The 18,798-nt window shown below is 46.4% G+C and carries 16 protein-coding genes; 6 read left to right on the plus strand and 10 right to left on the minus strand.

Annotation, left to right across the window (positions count from 1 at the left end; genetic code table 11):
* Positions 1–48 precede the first annotated feature (48 nt).
* Complete coding sequence (locus RIE73_RS20725) at positions 49–1,434, plus strand: GTP-binding protein (protein ID WP_446402977.1); 1,386 nt, start codon at positions 49–51, stop codon at positions 1,432–1,434.
* Positions 1,435–2,023: 589 nt separating this feature from the next.
* On the opposite strand, the gene RIE73_RS20730 is transcribed toward RIE73_RS20725, so the two are convergent.
* The 5 genes from RIE73_RS20730 to RIE73_RS20750 all read right to left on the minus strand — a co-directional run bounded on the left by RIE73_RS20730 (position 2,024) and on the right by RIE73_RS20750 (position 7,134).
* Positions 2,024–2,245: a hypothetical protein gene (locus RIE73_RS20730; protein WP_446402978.1), complete on the minus strand. Its 222-nt coding sequence runs from the start codon at positions 2,243–2,245 to the stop codon at positions 2,024–2,026.
* Positions 2,246–2,428: 183 nt separating this feature from the next.
* A complete protein-coding gene (locus RIE73_RS20735; RefSeq protein ID WP_446402979.1) occupies positions 2,429–3,829 on the minus strand; it encodes a protein kinase domain-containing protein in 1,401 nt (466 codons plus the stop codon).
* A gap of 122 nt (positions 3,830–3,951) precedes the next feature.
* On the minus strand, positions 3,952–4,917 hold the full coding sequence (gene ispE, locus RIE73_RS20740; RefSeq protein WP_446402980.1) for a 4-(cytidine 5'-diphospho)-2-C-methyl-D-erythritol kinase: 966 nt from the start codon (positions 4,915–4,917) through the stop codon (positions 3,952–3,954).
* An 81-nt stretch (positions 4,918–4,998) separates the two neighbouring features.
* On the minus strand, positions 4,999–5,943 hold the full coding sequence (gene rsmA, locus RIE73_RS20745; protein WP_446402981.1) for a 16S rRNA (adenine(1518)-N(6)/adenine(1519)-N(6))-dimethyltransferase RsmA: 945 nt from the start codon (positions 5,941–5,943) through the stop codon (positions 4,999–5,001).
* 222 nt (positions 5,944–6,165) lie between these two features.
* Complete coding sequence (locus tag RIE73_RS20750) at positions 6,166–7,134, minus strand: CBASS cGAMP-activated phospholipase (protein ID WP_446402982.1); 969 nt, start codon at positions 7,132–7,134, stop codon at positions 6,166–6,168.
* Positions 7,135–7,433: 299 nt separating this feature from the next.
* Here RIE73_RS20750 and RIE73_RS20755 point away from each other — a divergent pair, with 299 nt between their 5' ends.
* Together RIE73_RS20755 and RIE73_RS20760 are read left to right on the plus strand one after the other, a co-directional pair.
* Positions 7,434–7,955 carry a phosphoribosyltransferase gene (locus RIE73_RS20755; RefSeq protein ID WP_446402983.1) on the plus strand — a complete coding sequence of 174 codons (522 nt, stop codon included), beginning with the start codon at positions 7,434–7,436 and terminating at the stop codon, positions 7,953–7,955.
* Between the two features lie 116 nt (positions 7,956–8,071).
* Entirely contained in the window at positions 8,072–8,488 is a 417-nt protein-coding gene (locus RIE73_RS20760) for a rhodanese-like domain-containing protein (RefSeq protein ID WP_446402984.1), read from the plus strand.
* A 99-nt stretch (positions 8,489–8,587) separates the two neighbouring features.
* Here the strand turns inward: RIE73_RS20760 and RIE73_RS20765 are convergent, their stop codons facing one another.
* From RIE73_RS20765 to RIE73_RS20775, 3 genes are all read right to left on the minus strand, one after another.
* Positions 8,588–9,325 carry a Uma2 family endonuclease gene (locus RIE73_RS20765; RefSeq protein WP_446402985.1) on the minus strand — a complete coding sequence of 246 codons (738 nt, stop codon included), beginning with the start codon at positions 9,323–9,325 and terminating at the stop codon, positions 8,588–8,590.
* Between the two features lie 270 nt (positions 9,326–9,595).
* The gene (locus tag RIE73_RS20770; protein ID WP_446402986.1) at positions 9,596–9,880 is read right to left on the minus strand and encodes a hypothetical protein; all 285 of its coding nucleotides are present in this window, start codon (positions 9,878–9,880) and stop codon (positions 9,596–9,598) included.
* Positions 9,881–10,084: 204 nt separating this feature from the next.
* Positions 10,085–11,554: an ankyrin repeat domain-containing protein gene (locus RIE73_RS20775; protein ID WP_446402987.1), complete on the minus strand. Its 1,470-nt coding sequence runs from the start codon at positions 11,552–11,554 to the stop codon at positions 10,085–10,087.
* A 130-nt stretch (positions 11,555–11,684) separates the two neighbouring features.
* On the opposite strand from RIE73_RS20775, the gene RIE73_RS20780 reads away from it, so the two are divergent.
* The 3 genes from RIE73_RS20780 to RIE73_RS20790 all read left to right on the plus strand — a co-directional run bounded on the left by RIE73_RS20780 (position 11,685) and on the right by RIE73_RS20790 (position 14,564).
* On the plus strand, positions 11,685–12,155 hold the full coding sequence (locus RIE73_RS20780; RefSeq protein ID WP_446402988.1) for a DUF4079 domain-containing protein: 471 nt from the start codon (positions 11,685–11,687) through the stop codon (positions 12,153–12,155).
* 325 nt (positions 12,156–12,480) lie between these two features.
* Positions 12,481–13,821 (plus strand): aromatic ring-hydroxylating dioxygenase subunit alpha, encoded by a 1,341-nt coding sequence (locus RIE73_RS20785; RefSeq protein WP_446402989.1) that lies wholly within the window; start codon positions 12,481–12,483, stop codon positions 13,819–13,821.
* 257 nt (positions 13,822–14,078) lie between these two features.
* Positions 14,079–14,564, plus strand: a complete 486-nt coding sequence (locus RIE73_RS20790; protein ID WP_446402990.1) for a sterol desaturase family protein — start codon at positions 14,079–14,081, stop codon at positions 14,562–14,564.
* Positions 14,565–14,692: 128 nt separating this feature from the next.
* On the opposite strand, the gene RIE73_RS20795 is transcribed toward RIE73_RS20790, so the two are convergent.
* Both RIE73_RS20795 and RIE73_RS20800 read right to left on the minus strand, forming a co-directional pair.
* Positions 14,693–17,641: a GAF domain-containing sensor histidine kinase gene (locus RIE73_RS20795; protein ID WP_446402991.1), complete on the minus strand. Its 2,949-nt coding sequence runs from the start codon at positions 17,639–17,641 to the stop codon at positions 14,693–14,695.
* A gap of 299 nt (positions 17,642–17,940) precedes the next feature.
* Positions 17,941–18,198: a DUF4278 domain-containing protein gene (locus RIE73_RS20800; protein ID WP_446402992.1), complete on the minus strand. Its 258-nt coding sequence runs from the start codon at positions 18,196–18,198 to the stop codon at positions 17,941–17,943.
* Positions 18,199–18,798: the final 600 nt, after the last annotated feature.

An 18,798-nucleotide genomic window follows, 5' to 3' on the forward strand; every position in this document is an offset into this window, starting at 1 on the left:
GCTCGTTAGACGACAATAGATCTGTAGCCCATCCTTTCCCATCTAACCTTGAGTCAATCACCATCCCCTTCCCCTAAACCCAGTCGCAATCGCCAAGACTACTATATTCACCGCGCTCGTGCCAGTTTGCGGCATACTTTATTCTGGTACAACAACCTGCATCACCGCCGCCCCCTTCCCGATGTGGAACTGCAAGCTGCCCTCCAGAATGAACTAGAGGTATTGCAGTTTAGCTTAGACAAACTTGAAGTTGGCGTGATTCGCATTGCTACCTTTGGTTTAGTCAGTCGCGGCAAATCGGCTGTTGTCAATGCATTGTTGGGTCAGAAAATCTTGCAAACGGGTCCTCTGCATGGGGTAACCCAGTGGCCCAAGTCGGTACGTTGGACGCCTGGTGGTGAGGGGAAAGTACAGGTTGAGTTAATTGATACACCGGGATTGGATGAAGTTCAGGGAGAAGCACGGGCGCAGATGGCGCAACAGGTGGCGTCTGAGGCGGATTTAATTTTATTTGTCGTGGCTGGGGATATTACCCGCACGGAGTATCAGGCGTTGTCGGAACTGCGACAAGCCCAAAAGCCACTGATTCTGGTATTTAACAAAGTTGATTTGTATCCGGAACAAGATAGAGAGGCGATTTACCAGCAACTGCAAGAACTGGGTACAGGGACTCCCCGCGATCGCCGCTTACAAAAGATGTTATCACCAGAGGAGATTGTTCGGGTCGCCGCAGAACCGTCTCCCATACCAGTGCGGGTAGAATTGCCCGATGGAACCGTCAGTTATGAATGGGAAACCCTACCGCCGCAGGTAGATGAGTTGCAGCAAGCCATTTTAAGGATACTCAATCGCGAAGGGCGATCGCTCTTGGCACTGAATGCCCTATTCCAAGCCCGAACTGCCCAAGTTAGCATTGCCCAGAAAACTGTGGCACAACGTAAGGCAGACGCCGAAGATTTAATCTGGCGCTTTGCTAAGTATAAAGCCTTGGCAGTGGCGCTGAATCCGATTGGTCTGTTGGATATCTTAGGGGGAACTGTAGCAGACTTGGCACTGATTCGTTCCTTATCGCGACTCTACGGTTTACCGATGACGAGTTATGAAGCGGGAAAGTTATGGCGCAAACTATTAATTAGTTCCGGTGGTTTACTGTTGGGTGAACTGGGAAGTAGTGCGCTGTTGGGAATGGGTAAAAGTGCCTCAGCTGTTGCCAGTATTGGCGGAGTCACGGCTTTTGCTGGAACCGCCGTGACTCAAGCTGGGATTGCCGGGTATGGCGCGTATACGGTTGGTCATGCGGCGCAAGTGTATCTGGAACAAGGCTGCACTTGGGGACCTTTAGGTGCGAGTACGGTGATTCAAGATATTCTCAGTCAAGTTGAACCGGATATGATTCTCTATCGCCTGCGACAGGAATTGGGTCAACATTTATAATATAATAGGTGGGGAAATTTAAATTGAATGGTAGGGAGCGTCATTTGTCATTGTTATTTGTAGGGGCGGGTTTAGCTGTTTAATTTTGCTATCTACCGATAACCTCTCAACAAAACCCGCCCTTCCTATTAAATTAAAATGAGATATTTAACAGTGGTGGGAATTTCAGCAGACATGATAGTGCTTTTTGAGAAGGCTTAGTCTACTGGCGTGGCACAGCTAAAATGGTGCAATAGGTTGTAGGTTGGGTTGACATAGGAAACCCAATAAAATCTAGGGCTAAGGTTCCCTACTGCGAACCCAATTTTTAACCATCAATTCAGGTGTGTCACACTACTGGCTTGACACAGCTAAAATTGTGGAATAGATTTGACCATTGAATCGGGCGCAAGTCTTTGCGCCCCTACAGTTTCCGGGCGTAATTCTAATTCATCAAATAGGGTGTGCCACGCCACTACTGGACTGACACAGCTAAAATTGTGGAATAGATTTGACGTTTAAACCGGGCGCACGCCATGCGCCCCTACAATTCTAATCCACCAATTAAGGTGTGCCACGCCACTACGTTTCAGAAATTCAGCCGACAACATTAGGGTGTGTTGGCTTCAGCGCGACTCTGCATGGTTTCTTGCAAGTGTTCACTTTCCTCACGCTGCTGGGCTGCTGATTCTCGGCTTTGTTCTTGAGTCGGGGTATCAGCAGAGGGCGCTTCGACTTCTGCTTCTGCACGGTTGAGCATGTTTTGTTTCAATTGTTCGTCGGCGAGACGTTCTTGAGTGGCAAGTTTCCGTGCTTGATCTTGGGTATTCATAATTTTATTCTCCATAGTCTTTACACTGCAATGGTTATCGGAGTTTTTTGCTTGTTCAGATCAGGTCGGGGTATGATCCGAGAAAAGCATCCGAGCCTATCCTCTTTGGTATCAAGATTTTGGTGTCCAGATCGTCCCCCAAAAGGGAGAAATTAGGCTGATGCTCTAAGGCTAAAGCCCCTACTACAAACCACATTGTTCCAACTTAGTCGCGATCGCTTCAGCATGACGCCACCAGTCGTAATATCCTCCCACCCAGCGACGGGATGGTAGATGTCCGGCGGGAGATTTAAGATTAAATTGATAGGCTGTATCCGGAACGCGAGGATTGTGAATCGACCAACCCACGCGATCGCAGAAACTGGGATAATCAGCTTCAACCTCTTGATAGATGCGACGTTGCACCGTAAAGCCAAAATGGTGTTTACTGTATTTCACCCATAGCTGATCCAGGGTATGCAAGTCTTCACAGGGTAATTCTTGGATATCATCCAACTTCAGATAATAACCGGGGAATTTGCCACAGGCTTGACCCAATATCATCCAGGTTTCTTCATCGGCTTTTTGCCATTTATGGGTGGCTAAGAGTTGCTTTAACCGCTGATAGTCAATTCCCACTTCTGAGGCGAGACGATTTCGTTTAGTTTTGCGGGTTTTGGGTTGCCGAAAGTTGATAAAATGAGTGCCGACGGGAGGAGATATAGCAGGTGTCAAATCCGCGATTACCTCATCAGCCGATTGATAGCGTTGTTTGAGACTAGAATGAGTTAACTGATCCAGGATTTTGCCTAGGCGATCGCTAATCTGGGTTCCAGGGGGTAAGAAATCCCGCCACGCCCAGGTTTCGTTGAATGTATCATACAGGTCAAAGGGAGATACCTGAGTCATTAGATAAAGGCAAGTTACTCCCACACTATACAGATCACTTGCCCAAAATGCTTTACCTTTGAGTTGTTCGGGAGCCATATATTCCGGGCTACCAATAATTGTACCCGTTTGCAGCAAGGCGGTATCCGTCAGCAATTTGGCAACGCCAAAATCAATTAACACTAATTTACCGTCATCTTGGCGGCGGATAATATTGGCGGGTTTGATATCTCGATGCAGTACACGATGGGAATGAATATAGCGAATTAAGGGTAATAGTTCGCGCAAGAATTCCCAAATTTGCGCTTCGTTGTAATGTCCCTCTTGGTTTAACTCCTCGCTCAAGGTTAGCCCCGGAATAAAGTCTTGAATTAAATAAAGTTGTTGATTCTGTTCAAAATGTGCCAGAAGTGCGGGAATTTGCGGATGCTTGCCCAATTCATCTAAACGGATGGCTTCTTGGTGAAACAGTTCTTTGGCTTTTGGGAAGGTTTCTGGCTCGGAGTTTTCCAGATAAAGTTGTTTGATCACACAATAGGGTTGACTGGGAATATCTTCGTCAACTGCCAAAAAGGTTCTACCAAATCCACCGCTACCGAGGGGGCGTAGAGGGCGGTAGCGTTCTTTTAGGCGTAACTGTTCCCCACAGGTTTGACAAAAGTGAGCGGAATCGATGTTTTCTGGTGTCAGGCATCCCGGTTTAATACAATAAGTCATAAGTTATAAGCAAAATTCGCCCTAACTGTAGAGACGTAGCATGCTACGTCTCTACATCTCCTACTACGTTTCTACATCTCCTACTTCCCCATTTCCTGTTCCCTGTTCTCTCGAAATCATTATTAGGAGACAATCTGAATCCCATGGCTGGCAAACTTCGTCACCCAAAACCCTAAATTTGGATCAGGGATTTCTGACTGGACGTGTTGTAAAAGCGCTTGGGCTTGTTCCTGAGACTGACAAAGAGCGAATACTGTAGGACCCGAACCGGACATCATTGTGCCTAATGCACCACAATTTTCAAAGGCTTGCCGCAGTTGCAAGACTTGGGGATAGTTCGGGAGTACAACTTGCTCCAAATCGTTGTATAGCAGTTGACCAATTTTAGCTACATTTTTATTTAAAATAGCCTGAACCATAGAACCCGAATGCACGCGAGTGGGGGTATCTATTGTTTCAGTTGTTGTGGATTTATTGACTCCCTCAGAACGCCCATAAGTATGGCTAAACTGAGTCCGATAGGTTTGATACGCCCAAGCTGTAGAAACAGCTAAATTTTGATGTTTGGCTAATACGACATAGAACGAATCCAGACTGGGTAAGGGATCAAGTTCTTCGCCTCGCCCGGTTGCGATCGCGGTTCCTCCTGCTAGACAAAATGGTACATCTGAACCCAGTTTCGCCGCTAACTCTTGTAATTCTGGCTGCGTGAGTCCCAATTGCCAAAGCATATCTAATCCTACCAACACAGCAGCAGCATTGGTTGATCCTCCGGCTAATCCAGCCGCGACGGGAATCTTCTTTTTAATCGTGACTTCCACACCGCCAAACTGCGCCCAGCAATCGGGAAACTGTTGACTCATCAAATCCACCGCCCGGTAAGCCAAATTCGTTTGATCCAGGGGGACTTGCGGGTGATCGCAGTGAATTTGAATAGTTTGAGTCCCAATAGCCCGGACACTCACTTGATCAGCGAGTTCAATGCTTTGCAGGATCATCGCCAGTTCATGATACCCATCGGCGCGATCGCCTAGTATTTCCAGATACAGATTAATTTTGGCAGGGGCGATTAGGGAATAGGAACGCATGGGAATGATGAGTTATAAATTATGAATTATAAATTACTATTAAATGGATCACTCGTGCAGCTTGTAGACATAATCCATCAGTCAATTCCCTGCTCTCCCAGCTCCCCCTGCTTCCTCTGCTCCCCCTGCTTCCTCTGCTCCCCCTGCTTCCCCTGCTTCCCCAGCTCCCTCTGCTCCCCCAGCTCCCCCTGCTTCCCCTGCTTCCCCTACTGTCCCATTTAAGCGATTAGCCAGAGCAACCCATTGGCTAACGCTCAAGTCTTCCGCACGGGCTTGGGGATGACTGTCTACTTGTTCGAGTAATTGGTTAATTTTATCGCGATCGCATACGGATTTGAGGTTATTTCGCAACATTTTCCGCTTACTGGCAAAACCCAGCTTGACTAAGGTTTCTAGCTGTTGGGGGTTATCGGCTGAAGGGGCGATAAGGCGGGGACGCAAGCGGACAACAGCGGAGTCAACTTTGGGGGGTGGGGAAAAGGCAATGGCTGGGACATCACAAATCCAGTCACAGTCTGCCAGATATTGTACTCGCACTGATAATGCGCCAAATGCCTTAGAACCCGGTTTCGCACATAATCGTTGTGCCACTTCTTTTTGCACTAAGAGTACGATTAACTCAAAGGCGGGATTAACAGGTTGGGCGATGGTTCCCAGCAGCGTTTGCAAAATTGGACCGGTAATGTTGTAGGGAATATTAGCAACAACTTTATTCGGATGCTGGAATTTCTCAAAGGCGGTGAGATGCTGGTGTAAGTTCAGGGAGAGAATATCCCCTTGTAAGAGTAAAAAATTTTCGTTTTGACCGAAGCTTTTAACCAAACGTTGACATAAATCCCGGTCAATCTCAACCGCCACCACTGACTCCACCTCCGCCAAGAGTCGCCGTGTCAGCACACCCGTTCCCGGACCAATTTCCAGCAGGCGATCGCTCGGCTGCAAGTCGGCTGCTTTCACGATTTGATTTAGGGCTTTTTCACTACGCAGCCAATGTTGAGCGAACTGTTTACGGGCTTTGGGTGTCATTACTCGATTATTTGATAACTTATGAACAAGGGCGGGTTTTGTTGATCAGTTGTGGGTAACTAGCTAGATTGAGTCCCTAAACCCGCCCCTACTGGCTTATTGCTTATGAATAAGGGCAGTTTTTTTGTTCAGTTGTGGGTAACTAGCTAGATTGAGTCCCTAAACCCGCCCCTACAGTGGCTAAAGGGAGCATGCTTTTGACAGAGATGCCAGGACATGTCTCTACTTATCACTTGTTAAAAAATCTTTCAGCCTCTGTTGATTGTCAGCAATGTAATTTCGGGCAAACATGGTAAGATTAGCAATATTTTCCGGACTGGCGTTGTCGATCTCAAAATTCATAATATCGGGTTGGAGACGGAGGTAGCGCTGAAAGTCACGATTATCTAAGTCCTGAGAACTCAGGATCTGCCGAGTAATGTAATCGTGAATATCAGAAGAGGCATCAAATAATACATCAATCAGGCGTCCTTTCCATCCCCATTGTGCCAATCCCCAACCGCGTGTCTCATTCCAGGGAAATGGACGCTCAGAACTTCCAGTACCAATTGAGAGTACAGAAATGTCTTGAATTGAATAATTTAATCGTAGGGCTTCTGCCAGAGCCGCCGCCGCCGGATTATTGGCACCAACGCCACCATCAATGACCGAATATTGTCGAGTCGATGTTTGTAAAAGGTGAGCCGGGAAATAGGTGGGTGCAGAGGAGGAACAGACGCAGGCTTCCCATAAAGGAATCGTGAAAAAATCTTGGTCTTGACGCCAACTTTTGAATACAATTGGTTTTCGCCCCATGGTATCGTAGGCAATAATCATCAGTTGCAGAGAGTTCTCAATATCCGATAACCGGGTTGAGCCAAACTCTTCTTGTAACACTTGAATTAAGCCATCGTCTGGGTAGAGCGGTGCGGAAAGACCGTATTGAAACACTAATCCCAACCGCCGGGGGGAAAAACGACCTTGATAAGGAAAAATTCTTGCCCCTTTGCCTCGATAGAGCCTGATAATCTCCTGGCTTTGGCGTCCCGTGGCAATCGCTGAGGCGAGGATTGAACCGGTAGAGGTTCCGGCAATCAAATCGAAATATTGGTTTAATGGTTGGTTGAGAATTCGTTCAACTTCTGCTAAAATGACGGCTGAGATAATGCCGCGAATGCCTCCACCATCTAAGCTTAAAATTCGATAGGTCACGTTTAAATGTCTCCCCAACTCTCGTTTAAGTGTAACTTATATTACAGTTTCTAGAAAAGCGTTTAGGTAATCAATAAATAGAGAAAGTGGGCAAAAGTTGGAATAGGGTATTTTTTTGGCGTCACATTTATAACTTATATAGCATGTCCCAATCAGGCATGAAATACTAGGCTAGTTGCTAATGACACAAAAAACACTTGAACCACTTTCCTACTGTTTTCCGTTTCCTGTTCCCGGTTTCCTATTTAGGATTTAAGGGAACCATTCTATCCCGATTGACCCTTTACTGGACGATACTTATGTCAGACCTATATGTCACTTGGTCAGAATACCATAAAAAAATTGAACGCCTAGCCGTCAAGATTTATCAAGCCAACTGGGAGTTTAACCAAATTGTCTGCATTGCTAAGGGAGGATTACGAGTCGGGGATATCCTCTGCCGAATTTATGATAAACCCTTAGGGATTCTTGCTGCATCCTCTTATGGGGGTTCCCAAAACCGTGTCCGAGGTGACATCACCTTTTCCCACCATCTGACGATGACAACGGAAACCCTGGGGAGTTGCGTGCTGCTGGTGGATGATTTAGTGGATTCCGGCGTTAGCCTACGGGAATCGATGAATTGGCTAGAGGAACGCTATGGGAATGAACTGGAGGAGATTCGCACGGCGGTTCTGTGGTACAAAGCTCACTCCCTGATTACCCCGGATTATTACGTGGACTATTTACCCGACAATCCCTGGATTCATCAACCCTTTGAACCTTATGAACAGATCAGTCCAAATGAATTAGCCGCCAGCTATTTGGTTAAGGAAGCCTAAGCATTTATACTCATCAGGTTGCCCGGATTGGGAAACCTTACGTCTAAAGAAAGAGGTTTACAAGAGGAAATTGTGATTATGGTGAGGTAATTAGGACTTATCACTACACAACTATTATGTCAGACCCACAAACAACGAACCCCATCGCCGAGGCAAAAGAAAATGTGAATGAGGCAATTCCTACCCCACCACCCCAACAGATGCCAGAGTCTAGCGCTCAAGCCGTTAAATCCCGCCTCCAATGGGGTGAACCCGCTTTGACGATTTTGGATGTTCGCGATCGCGGTGCCTTTAACCAAGGGCGGATCATGGGGGCGATTCCCATGCCAATCGATGAACTCAGCGATCGCGCCACCGCCAGTCTCGAACCGCAACGTGAGATCTATGTCTACGGTGACAATGATCAACAAAGCAATGAAGCCGCATCCAAACTGCGGGAAGCGGGTTTTGAGTCTGTATCGGTTCTCAAAGGCGGATTAACAGCTTGGAAAGCTGTTTCTGGTGCAACAGAGGGTCCAGCTGAACAACGTTAATTGAGTGTTGATATAACTTCGCTAACCCCATCTAAATCTTGTGATTTTAGATGGGGACTGCGCTCAACTTTCGTTTAAATTTGTCTGAGTGAACCACACTTACAATTGTTCTGGGTCAATTCCTCTAGATCGTAATTTCTCCATCAACGCTTGATAGCGCTGTTGTTCTTGTTCCAATTGAGCCATTGTTTCCTCGGCGCGTTGACGTTCTTCCTCGGCGCGTTGACGTTCTTCTTCTGCCCGTTGACGTTCCTGTTCTCGGAGATGATCGAGTTCAACTGGAGTAAGAAATCGTTGTCCATCGGGGCGATAAATGACCAGGGTATCAGGGGTGAGTTCAAACCGTATTCCTAATCGTGGACTGACCCATCCATTCATATCTTCAATGGGGTCTAACCATTCTCCAGACCGCAATAAGCCAGTTAATTCGATGTCATCTGGATCATAAATGTAATATTCTTCAACACCGTAACGTTGATAGAATAAGAGTTTTTCTGCCATCTTTTTGGCACGGTTTCCTGGGGAGAGAATCTCAAAGACAACCTGGGGGACAATATTCTCTTCTCGCCATTGCTGATAGGAACCTCTGTCACCTTTCGGTCTACCGAAGACAACCATCACATCAGGGGCTTGGCAAGCTTTGGGTTTTCCCTGAACAGGATACCAAAGTAAATCGCCAGCTACGAATACATCAGCATTAGCCGCAAATAATATTTCTATATTTTCTTTAACTGTCACAATCCAGCGAAATTGTTTGGTGTTGTCTGCCATAGGTTGCCCATCGCTGTCAGGGTAGATAATATCGGTGGCTGAATCAGTTTGCAATTGTTGGATCATATCACTAAGTCCATTGAGTTGAGTTAATTGAGGAAGGAAAAATCGTGTTAGTTCATTTATTTTTATGCCATAACGTAGGGGCGCACTGACGTGCGCCCTACTGACGTGCGCTCAGAAATCTCGCCAATTCTATGGTACTATTGTAGCCTTACCCAGTTAAGTCTGTAGCCAGGGCTTTAGCCTAAAAAAAATCCTGGCTGAAACTATTGAAATACCATTGTTTTAGGTAATGTTGTTTCCAAAATGGGATGCTCCCAGAAAACCGCGATATTACTTTGAGCAAACAAACTTGAGTGAAGCTTCTGCGGCAGAACCGGGTTCAGGTATACCTCCTCTGCCATCTTCTCCATAGTTATAATCTTCAATTGTTTGTCCGTTAGCATCCAGAAACCGCACAAAGCGCACCTGATAAATCTGATTCTGGCAATCCACCGCTATATAATATGTAGTGCTGTATACCTCTTGCCCAGGTACGATATTAGTTCTGGGTTGTCCGTAGATAACAAAAGTTATTGACAATAAACCAAGAGGTAAAATCTTTTTGTTATTCGTCATTCGTCATTTGTCATTTGTCGAATATTTCTTGCACTCTATCGGGGCGGGTTTAGTGATATCAGGGTGAAAAACCTTCCCGTTAGTAGATCAAACCTACCCCTACACACAGGGCGGGTTTTGCCGCCAAGCTAGGGATAACAACCAATATTAGTCCCTAAACCCGCCCCTACTCTCCCCCATCTTCCCCATCTCCCCTATCCCTTTTTACTCCACCACCCCTGCTGCTTTCAGAACTCCCACGACTTCCGCATACCCATTAAATTCAGCAATCATCATCGCCGTATAGCCCCCCCGATTTTTGAGGGTGACATCTGCACCTGCGTCTAATAAACATTTCACGGCGGGAATATAACCCCGATGGGCTGCCCACATTAAGGCTGTCGCCCCCGCACTATCTCGCTGATTCACATCAACCCCGGATGCTAATAATGAGCGTATCAGTTCACTATCCCCTTGATCAGCCACCTTCATTAACAGGGTTTTCCCTTTTATATCGGTCAGATTGGCATTTGCCCCCGCTTTGAGCAATACTGTTACCGTTTCGGGGTATCCCTGAGATAGGGCAAGGGTGAGTGGGGTTTCACCTTGGTTGGTGGCATTTACGTCAGCACCATGTTGCACTAGCGCGATCGCAATCTCTGTGTGACCATGTAAAGCGGCTAGCATCAGTGGGGTGTCACCGAGCTTATTTTTCAGGTCTACGTTAGCGTTACGCTGGAGTAACGTCTCCACAACCTCCGTATGCCCTTCTACCGAGGCTAAATGCAAGGCTGTCTCCCCATCCGCATCCTGGAGATTAATCTCTGCCCCCGCCTCCAGTAATGCCCGCACAATGTCACAATGACCCCCGGCTGCTGCCGCCATTAGCGCCGTTCCCCCCCTGGGATTGGGGTGATTTACATCCGCACCCGCCGCGACTAAAGCCTGAACCACCAACCTATGCCCTTGATCCGCCGCTAACGTCAGCGCCGTTTCACCATCCTCATCTGGCAAATTGACATCAGCACCATGCGCCAACAAGGACTGAATAATCGGTAAATAGCCTAACTCCGCTGCCTGGATGAGTGCGGTTCTGCCATCAACGTTGCGAGTATTGGCATCAAACTCACCCTCCAGCAATCGGTTCACCATCTGAGTATGACCCTCACTCGCCGCCAGCAGCAATGCCTCTGAACTGAGTGTGCCATCTGCCCCAGCTTCAAGTAAGAGGTTGACAATTTGGATATGACCACTTTCCGCCGCTAGCTTCAGGGCGTTATCGTTATCTTTGTCTTGAATATTGACATCGGCACCTGCTGCTAATAACCGTTGCACCAGTGTGAAATGACCTTTATGTGCCGCTACCATCAGCGCCGTGCTACCATCCTCATTCTTGGCGTTAACATCCGCACCCGCCGCGATTAAGGTTTCCACTGCATCCACCTGATTCGCGGCGACGGCTAGCATAAGTGCGGTTAACCTATACCGTTTTCGCGGCAGGTTCACAGTAGCACCTGCGGCAATGAGCGATCGCACGATTTCGGTATAACCTCGTTGAGCGGCGATCATCAATGCTGTTGTGCCATCGCGATCGGTTGCATCGATATTCACCCCCTGACTCAGCAGGGTTTTGATTTGGGTCAAGTTACCACTTTGGGCGGCTTTGAGCAGTAAGCCATCAGTGTTTTGGATCATCGCTGTTGTCTAATTGCAGGGGAAATCTACCTCTTGGGAGGGAAGCCAGTTTCGTTATCAGACTTTAGACGAAACCGCAGCTATGCTATGTTAACTTTTGTCACTATATTAAAACTGCTCCAATAAGCTTATGAACTTCGACATCCCAGAACCGATTAAAGTTTACTCCCAATTCTTTCACCCTATAGTGATGTGGCTCTTGCTGGCAACTGCCATTTATGCCCTGTATCTGGGGATCAAAATTCAACAGACGAGAACGGCAGAAGGTGAACTCCGCAAAGAGCTAGTCAAGGGCAAATACAATATCAAACACCATCAAATTGGTTCAGCCCTGTTAGCCTTTATGGTGATTAGCACTGTCGGGGCAATGGCGGTGACTTATATCAACAACGGCAAGTTGTTTTTCGGTCCCCACTTGCTGGTTGGCTTAAGTATGACTGCCATCATTGCCACCTCAGCGTCTCTGACACCATTCATGCAAAAAGGACAAATGTGGGCACGTTATAGCCATATTGCCCTGAATGCGGCGCTTTTAGGACTGTTTGGCTGGCAAGCGGTGACGGGAATGCAGATTGTGCAGAAGATTATCAGCAAAATGTAATATAGCGCTACGCGGGGAGTCTTGACGTTAAACTGCCTTGGGTTCAAACCCAAGGAACCAAAAGCAAAAGTCAGCTAAAGCTGACTGATTCAGAGTTTTTGTCCACTAAGCGTGAACTTGCGCTTTTAGCCAACACATTTATTTTCTGGCGTCCGAGTGCTATTCCACTTAAGACGAATGCCACTGACTTAAGCTGGGTTCGTAGTAGGCACGAAGCGTGCCAGAAGCGCTTTAGCGCTTACTACAAACTCTAAAGTCAGTGACATTCCACTTAAGACAGCAATACCATAAAATATGGAGCCTTTAATTTCCTGTCGCCTAACTCATGACCCATTCCTTCGATCACACAGAAGCCTGGTATCCGGTTCATTACCTAAAGGATCTCGATCAGTCCCAACCCACGCAATTCACGCTGCTGGGTCGAGATTTAGTGATTTGGTGGGATAAAGTTGCCGATCGCTGGCGTGTCTTTGACGATCAATGCCCTCATCGACTTGCTCCCCTGTCACAAGGTAGGATTGCTGAAGATGGGCTGCTGGAATGTCCTTATCATGGTTGGGCATTCACCGGAGAAGGAACGTGCGATCGCATTCCCCAACAAACCGAAGACAGTAGCGCCCAAACCTCTCAACGCGCCTGTGTTAACGCCTTACCCACGACTGAATGTCAAGGGCTATTATTTGTTTACCCCGGCAATCCAGAAAACGCGCCCAATGTCAAGGTTCCTATCGTCGAACCCTTAAAGGATTCCCCAGAGGGATGGGTTTGTATTGACACGTTTCGGGACTTGCCCTATGATGCCTTAACATTGCTGGAAAACGTGCTAGATGTAAGCCACGTTCCCTTTACCCATCATCGCTCGGTGAGCGATCGCGCCTACGCCAATCCGGTTGAGCTAGAGGTTACGGAATCCGGGGAACAGGGGTTTAAAGGGGTTTGGGAACAAGGACCCCGTAAAGGAACCCTAGGACGCCAAGACACCACCTTTATTGCCCCCACATTAATGTGGCATGACCTCACCTCGAAACAATTTGGCAGAACCATGACGGTGGTGTATGCGACACCGATTCGCAAGGGAGAATGTCGTCTATTTGCTCGTTTTCCCTTTAAATTTGCCTCCAAACTCCCCGGTTTCTTCATTAAACTCACGCCTCGCTGGTATTCTCACATTGGGCAGAATGGGGTTTTGGAAGATGACCAAATTTTTCTCCATTATCAGGAACGTTACCTGGAATCCAAAGGCGGAAGTGCCAATTTCAGCAAAGCGTTTTACTTACCCACTAAAGCTGATCGGTTTGTGTTTGAGTTGCGCCAGTGGGTGAATCAGTACAATGCAGACCCATTCCCAGACCAACCCTTACCTCCCCGATTATCACAGGAGACGTTGCTGGATCGCTATCACTCTCATACCGTCAAGTGTAAAAGTTGCAACACTGCCTTAGCTAGAATTCGCCAGATTCGTAGAGGGGTTGCGGTTGTAGGGGCAATGGCTTGGGCGATTATCCCATTACTGGCGCTATTTTTTGATAAAACGGCAACGGTAGCCGCCATTGTCTCCAGTGGAGTCGCGTTAATTGCTGGCTTCGGCTGGTTCGGATTGGGTAGGCTGGAACGGCGATTTTACGAAGGGCGAACGGTTCCACCCCGGAATTTAGCACAGGGGTAGGGAAGATGGGGGAGATGAGGAAGATGAGGGAGATGGGGGAGAAATTGTACTGACGTGACCGTGGAACGTCTTTTGTAGGGGCGGGTTTTACCATTAACATTTGCTTGTCACCCTGATATAACTAAACCCGCCCCGATTAGAGTGCTTTTCGGGAAGGGAGCATAACAAAAGACAAATGACAAATGACAAATGACCGATAATATACTGATAAGCAAATTATCGCTCAATTCATTAGTCGAACGTGTGAGGAAAAAGAGTTGATTAGCCTAATCATCTGTTTTGTTCTGGCATTTGTCCTCGCTTCCTTCGTGGAGTACTGGATGCATCGCTTGATGCACGCGAATGCCCGCATTGGTGAACGTCACCGGGATCATCACCGCCGCAACGAAGGACAGGGAGTGCTGTGGGAGTTCCGGGATTATGTGCGGGGTAGCTTTATTGTTATGTGCCTCCTATTTTTCTATTCATGGCAAGTTGGACTCGGTTGGTTCCTGGGTGGACTTTTTTATGCTGCCTTTTCTGCCTATGCTCATCAGTTACAGCACGAAAATCCAACCAAGTGTTTCTGGATGAAAATGCCGGTTCACTATGTCCACCACAAATATCAAATGTGGCATCACAATTTTGGTTTAGCTGTTGATTGGTGGGATCGGGTTTTCGGAACTTATAAGCCTGTGGACTGGTTAACCGATGAGGAATTGCAGCAACCTGAACGCGGGTATTTACAATTGCGGTGGCGGTAAAGGTGCAGGGGAAGCAGGGGAAGCAATGTAGAGACGTAGCATGCTACGTCTGGAAGCAGGGGGAAAATGGGGAAGATAATGACAAATGACAAATGACAAATGACGAATGACAAATGACAAATGACCAATCACAATGGAATTTTTACGATAAATTCGGTGCCTTGTTCAAGAGTCGAAGTGCAATAAATTTGCCCTTTGTGTTTTTCGACGACAATCTGATGACTAATCGATAATCCTAACCCTGTACCACTACCGACAGGCTTAGTGGTGAAAAATGGGTCAAATATTTTCGGCATAATATCTTCGTTGATACCCGAACCATTGTCGGCAATTCGGATAACAATAAAGTCGGTTGTCGCTCTTCCATCATCCGTGGTTGGTTGTTTGCTCCCAGTTTCTACTTCAGTAGAGATAGTAATTATTCGTGGTGATGGTTGGTTCTCTAAAGCATCGATCGCGTTATTCAGGATATTCATAAATACCTGATTTAATTGACTGGCATAACAGGTGACTAATGGGAGTTGACCATAGTGTTTAATCACCTGAATCCCTTGGGCATTACCCACTGCTTTAAACCGATGCTGTAAAATTAAAAGGGTATTATCAATGCCTTCATGAATATCAACTTTCTTGATTTCTTTTTCATCCAAGCGGGAGAAGTTTCTTAACGAGAGAACAATGGCACGGATGCGATCAGTGCCAATTTGCATGGATTTGAGCAAATTTTGCCAATCGTCGAGCAGAAAGTCTAGGTCAATTTCTTCAATCAGTTGTTGAAGTTCTGCTGTGGGAGTGGGATAGGTCTTTTGATAAGTTTGAATCAAACGAACTAAATCTTGAACATATTCCTTCGCAGGAGTCAAATTACCATAAATAAAACTAACCGGATTGTTGATTTCGTGTGCCACACCTGCCACCATTTGTCCCAGACTGGACATTTTTTCGCTATGAACCAATTGGGCTTGGGTGCGTTTGAGTTGATTTAAAGTGAGTTCTAGATCTAACGCTTGTTCCTGAGTTTTCTGTAATAATTGTGCTTGCTGTACGGCGACACCAAACTGAGTGGCTATTTGTACCACGACACTGATTTCCGATTTTCGCCAAGCGCGAGGACTGGAGTTTTGATAGGTGGCGAGTAATCCCCAAAGTTTTTTACCACAAAATATGGGAGCAATAATGTAGGCTCGGGCTTGAAATTGTTCAAGGAGTTCGATATAACAGTCCGTAAATCCAGCATTATAAATATCTTCGACAACTCGATAACTTGCACCTTGGCTGTAAGCCCCGCCTTGCGTTTCTTTTAGATAGGTATCCTGTAGCGAGTTATCGGATTGGAGATTGGTAATGTTAGGGTTTGGACAAGAATAGGGCGGATAAAGTTGGGGATGGAAACTTGAAATCGAGAGGTTTTCTGAGCCATCCAAGGTTTTGAGGGTACAACGTTCTTCTTCTAAAACATCGGCTTTGAGATCCGGATTATTTTGCTGTTCAATGGTTAGCGTCACCCAGCCATCCGCCACAGACTCAGCGACAAACTCGCCACTCCAATCCGGATTAAACCGATAGATGGCGACGCGATCGCAGTTCAAGACATGGCGCAATTCTTCTGTTGTCGCTGTGAATATCTTGTCAATATCCAGGGTTTGACGCATCCGTTGCAAGACTGTCGCGATCGCCCTCTCCCGCACCGCACTCTCCCGTAAGGCTTCTTCTGTGCGTTTGCGTTCAATGGCTGTGGCAATGATATTGGCAATGGCTTGTAAAAAGTAACTATCATCGTCCGTGAATTGGCGTGTCTGAGTGGTATGAACTCCTAACACGCCAAAGGGTTGGTTTTGACCGGGAATTGTCGTACTCATCCCACTAACCACCCCATGATTCTGGAGTAAAGCTGAACCCTGAAACCGTGTCTCTGTGTCTAAATCTGTGAGAATAATCGGTTCATTATAGAGTAAGGTATAACCCGCTTGAGACTCTTTGCCAGCACTCACGGTGGCTTGACCCACTAATCCGGCTTGCCAACCGAATCCGGCGACAAGCCGCAATTCCTCTCCATTGGGTAAACGTTCCAGAATTTGGCAATAGTCTACATTCAACGTTTGGGCAACCAGAGTGACTGTCCAATCCATTAAAAGTGATAAATCTGCCTCAATTAATGCCTCTTGACCCAGTTGTGCGATCGCGGCGTCTTGGCGTTGGCGAATCCGTAGCGCGGCTTCGGCTTGTTTGCGGGGGGTAATATCAGTCACCCGCACCAGATGCATTGGCTGACCTGCCACATCAATTTGTCGAATGGCTAAGTTGCCCCAAAATACGTTACCTTTTTTACTGACATATTCTAACTCTTGTTGCCAAAAACCGTAGCGCTTAACCTGATTGGCAATAGAACGCAGTTGTCCGGTCGTAAATCTTTTTTTTTGGAGAAGATGCCCCTCGGTATTGAGTAATTCTTGCTTGCTGTGGGCTTCAAAGAGTTCCACCGCACGGTGATTGCAATCTGAAATCACCAAAGTTTTAGCATTGACGAGGAAAATCGCATCAGCCGATTCATTAAATATCGATTCAAATAAGTCCTTAGCACGAGTATTGTCTTGGGATTTGCTAAACGACTGGGAGGTTGACTTCCTTAGCCAACGTGTGATCAAAATGATTATCCCTGTCGTGGTCACGAATAGTCCTAGACATAAAATAATCGTCGTGCGCGTGTTAATAGCATTATGCTGGAAAAATTTGTTGGTTTTAGCTAAAGTTAAATGACTAGAGAAATTGCCGATAAAATCGATAATGTTCGAGTTGACTGGATCGGGGTGTATCGTTGGTCGATTGGGTAAACTGATTGGACTGAGATGAGCAGTCGCTGATTCAGGGGCGAGAGATGGCTGAGGGCGATCGCTACTTTCGTGAGATAATACTTGAGAAGCTACCTCATTGACAGCCTGTCCATTGCTAAAAGCCAAATATCCCCCTAACCCCACCAGTGATGCTATTGGCACAGCTAAGAGAATAATTAAGATGGCTCCCAGGGAGGTTTGTCTCAACTCCTGGGCAATTAAGTGGTATAATATTCCGATACACATAGAGGTGCAGAGATAATCAAAACCCTACTTCAGACTAACATCTCCTAGAGTCTCAGTCCGTATTCAGGATTGCTGTAGCTCTCAGCACCATACATGGTAACAGAGTATCTGAATCAACTGTCCACTTTAAAATTGAACGAAATAGTTGAACCCAGTCCCCATCTAGAATCTTCGATTTGAGTGGGTGCGTTCAAGATATAAGTACCTGGAATGAATTTTGTCCACTGATTTAAGTGGAATGGCACTAAGTTTAACTCAGTGCCCTTATCGCTCAATCAAAGTGCTGTTTTTATTAGCAATTAAACTTGGGCTTTGATAGGTTCAACAAATACATGGGAAATATTATATTTGCATCCCAAGAATTGCACAGTATGCTTACCTGTGTCTTCAGGAACGCCGCGATAAACCAATCCTGATTTATCCTGAGGGGCTAAATTCATAGCTGTCCGGTGAACCATGTAGTAGCCTCCCCGAAATTTTGCGACTTCACCCATTTCAATGATTTTGAATTGAACAGGATTTTTTTCGTAAGAGACACCGCGATAGCAAAACTTCATTGGTTTTTATTGAGTTCATTTACTTTTATCTATCATAGATAGCTAACTATACTCCTGATTGTGATTAAAAAACCATGTTCCGGTGATTATTATCACGTCACTTCTGGTCAAACTGTGAAGCGCGACAGCCGATATTTTCTCTAAAATTCCTCACCCTTCAATAGTATAAATCATTTGTGAACAAACAACCTTTTCTCAGCAAGCTTTTTACCCCTGTTTTTGTTCACAACTCATTTCAAACTGTGCGATCGCGGCTTGAACAACCACAGCACAAGCTTCATACTGCGCCAAAAACCCAACAATTCAATGTAAAGGTTGGTGGGCAATGCCCACCCTACGGTATGTCAAGGGTTGTGGCGATTCCAAAATGCAAATTTTCAGTGCTATTCTACTTAGGTGAGGGCGCAAGCCTTGCGCCCCTACATTTGGGTGTACCGTTGTTAGCACTTGAGAGCCGCTACAGAGTATTCTGGCGTTAGGTAAGGTAGGAGCGATCGCGTCATTGATTATTGTGCTACTGTTCTAGAGCGTCAGTCGGTGTAATAGCAGTTAGCGGTGGGTAATACAAATTTGGGTTGATTACCTCCTTTATAATCCAGT

Origin of the sequence: Coleofasciculus sp. C1-SOL-03 (genome assembly GCF_040220555.1) — a bacterium.
GTDB lineage: Bacteria > Cyanobacteriota > Cyanobacteriia > Cyanobacteriales > Coleofasciculaceae > Coleofasciculus.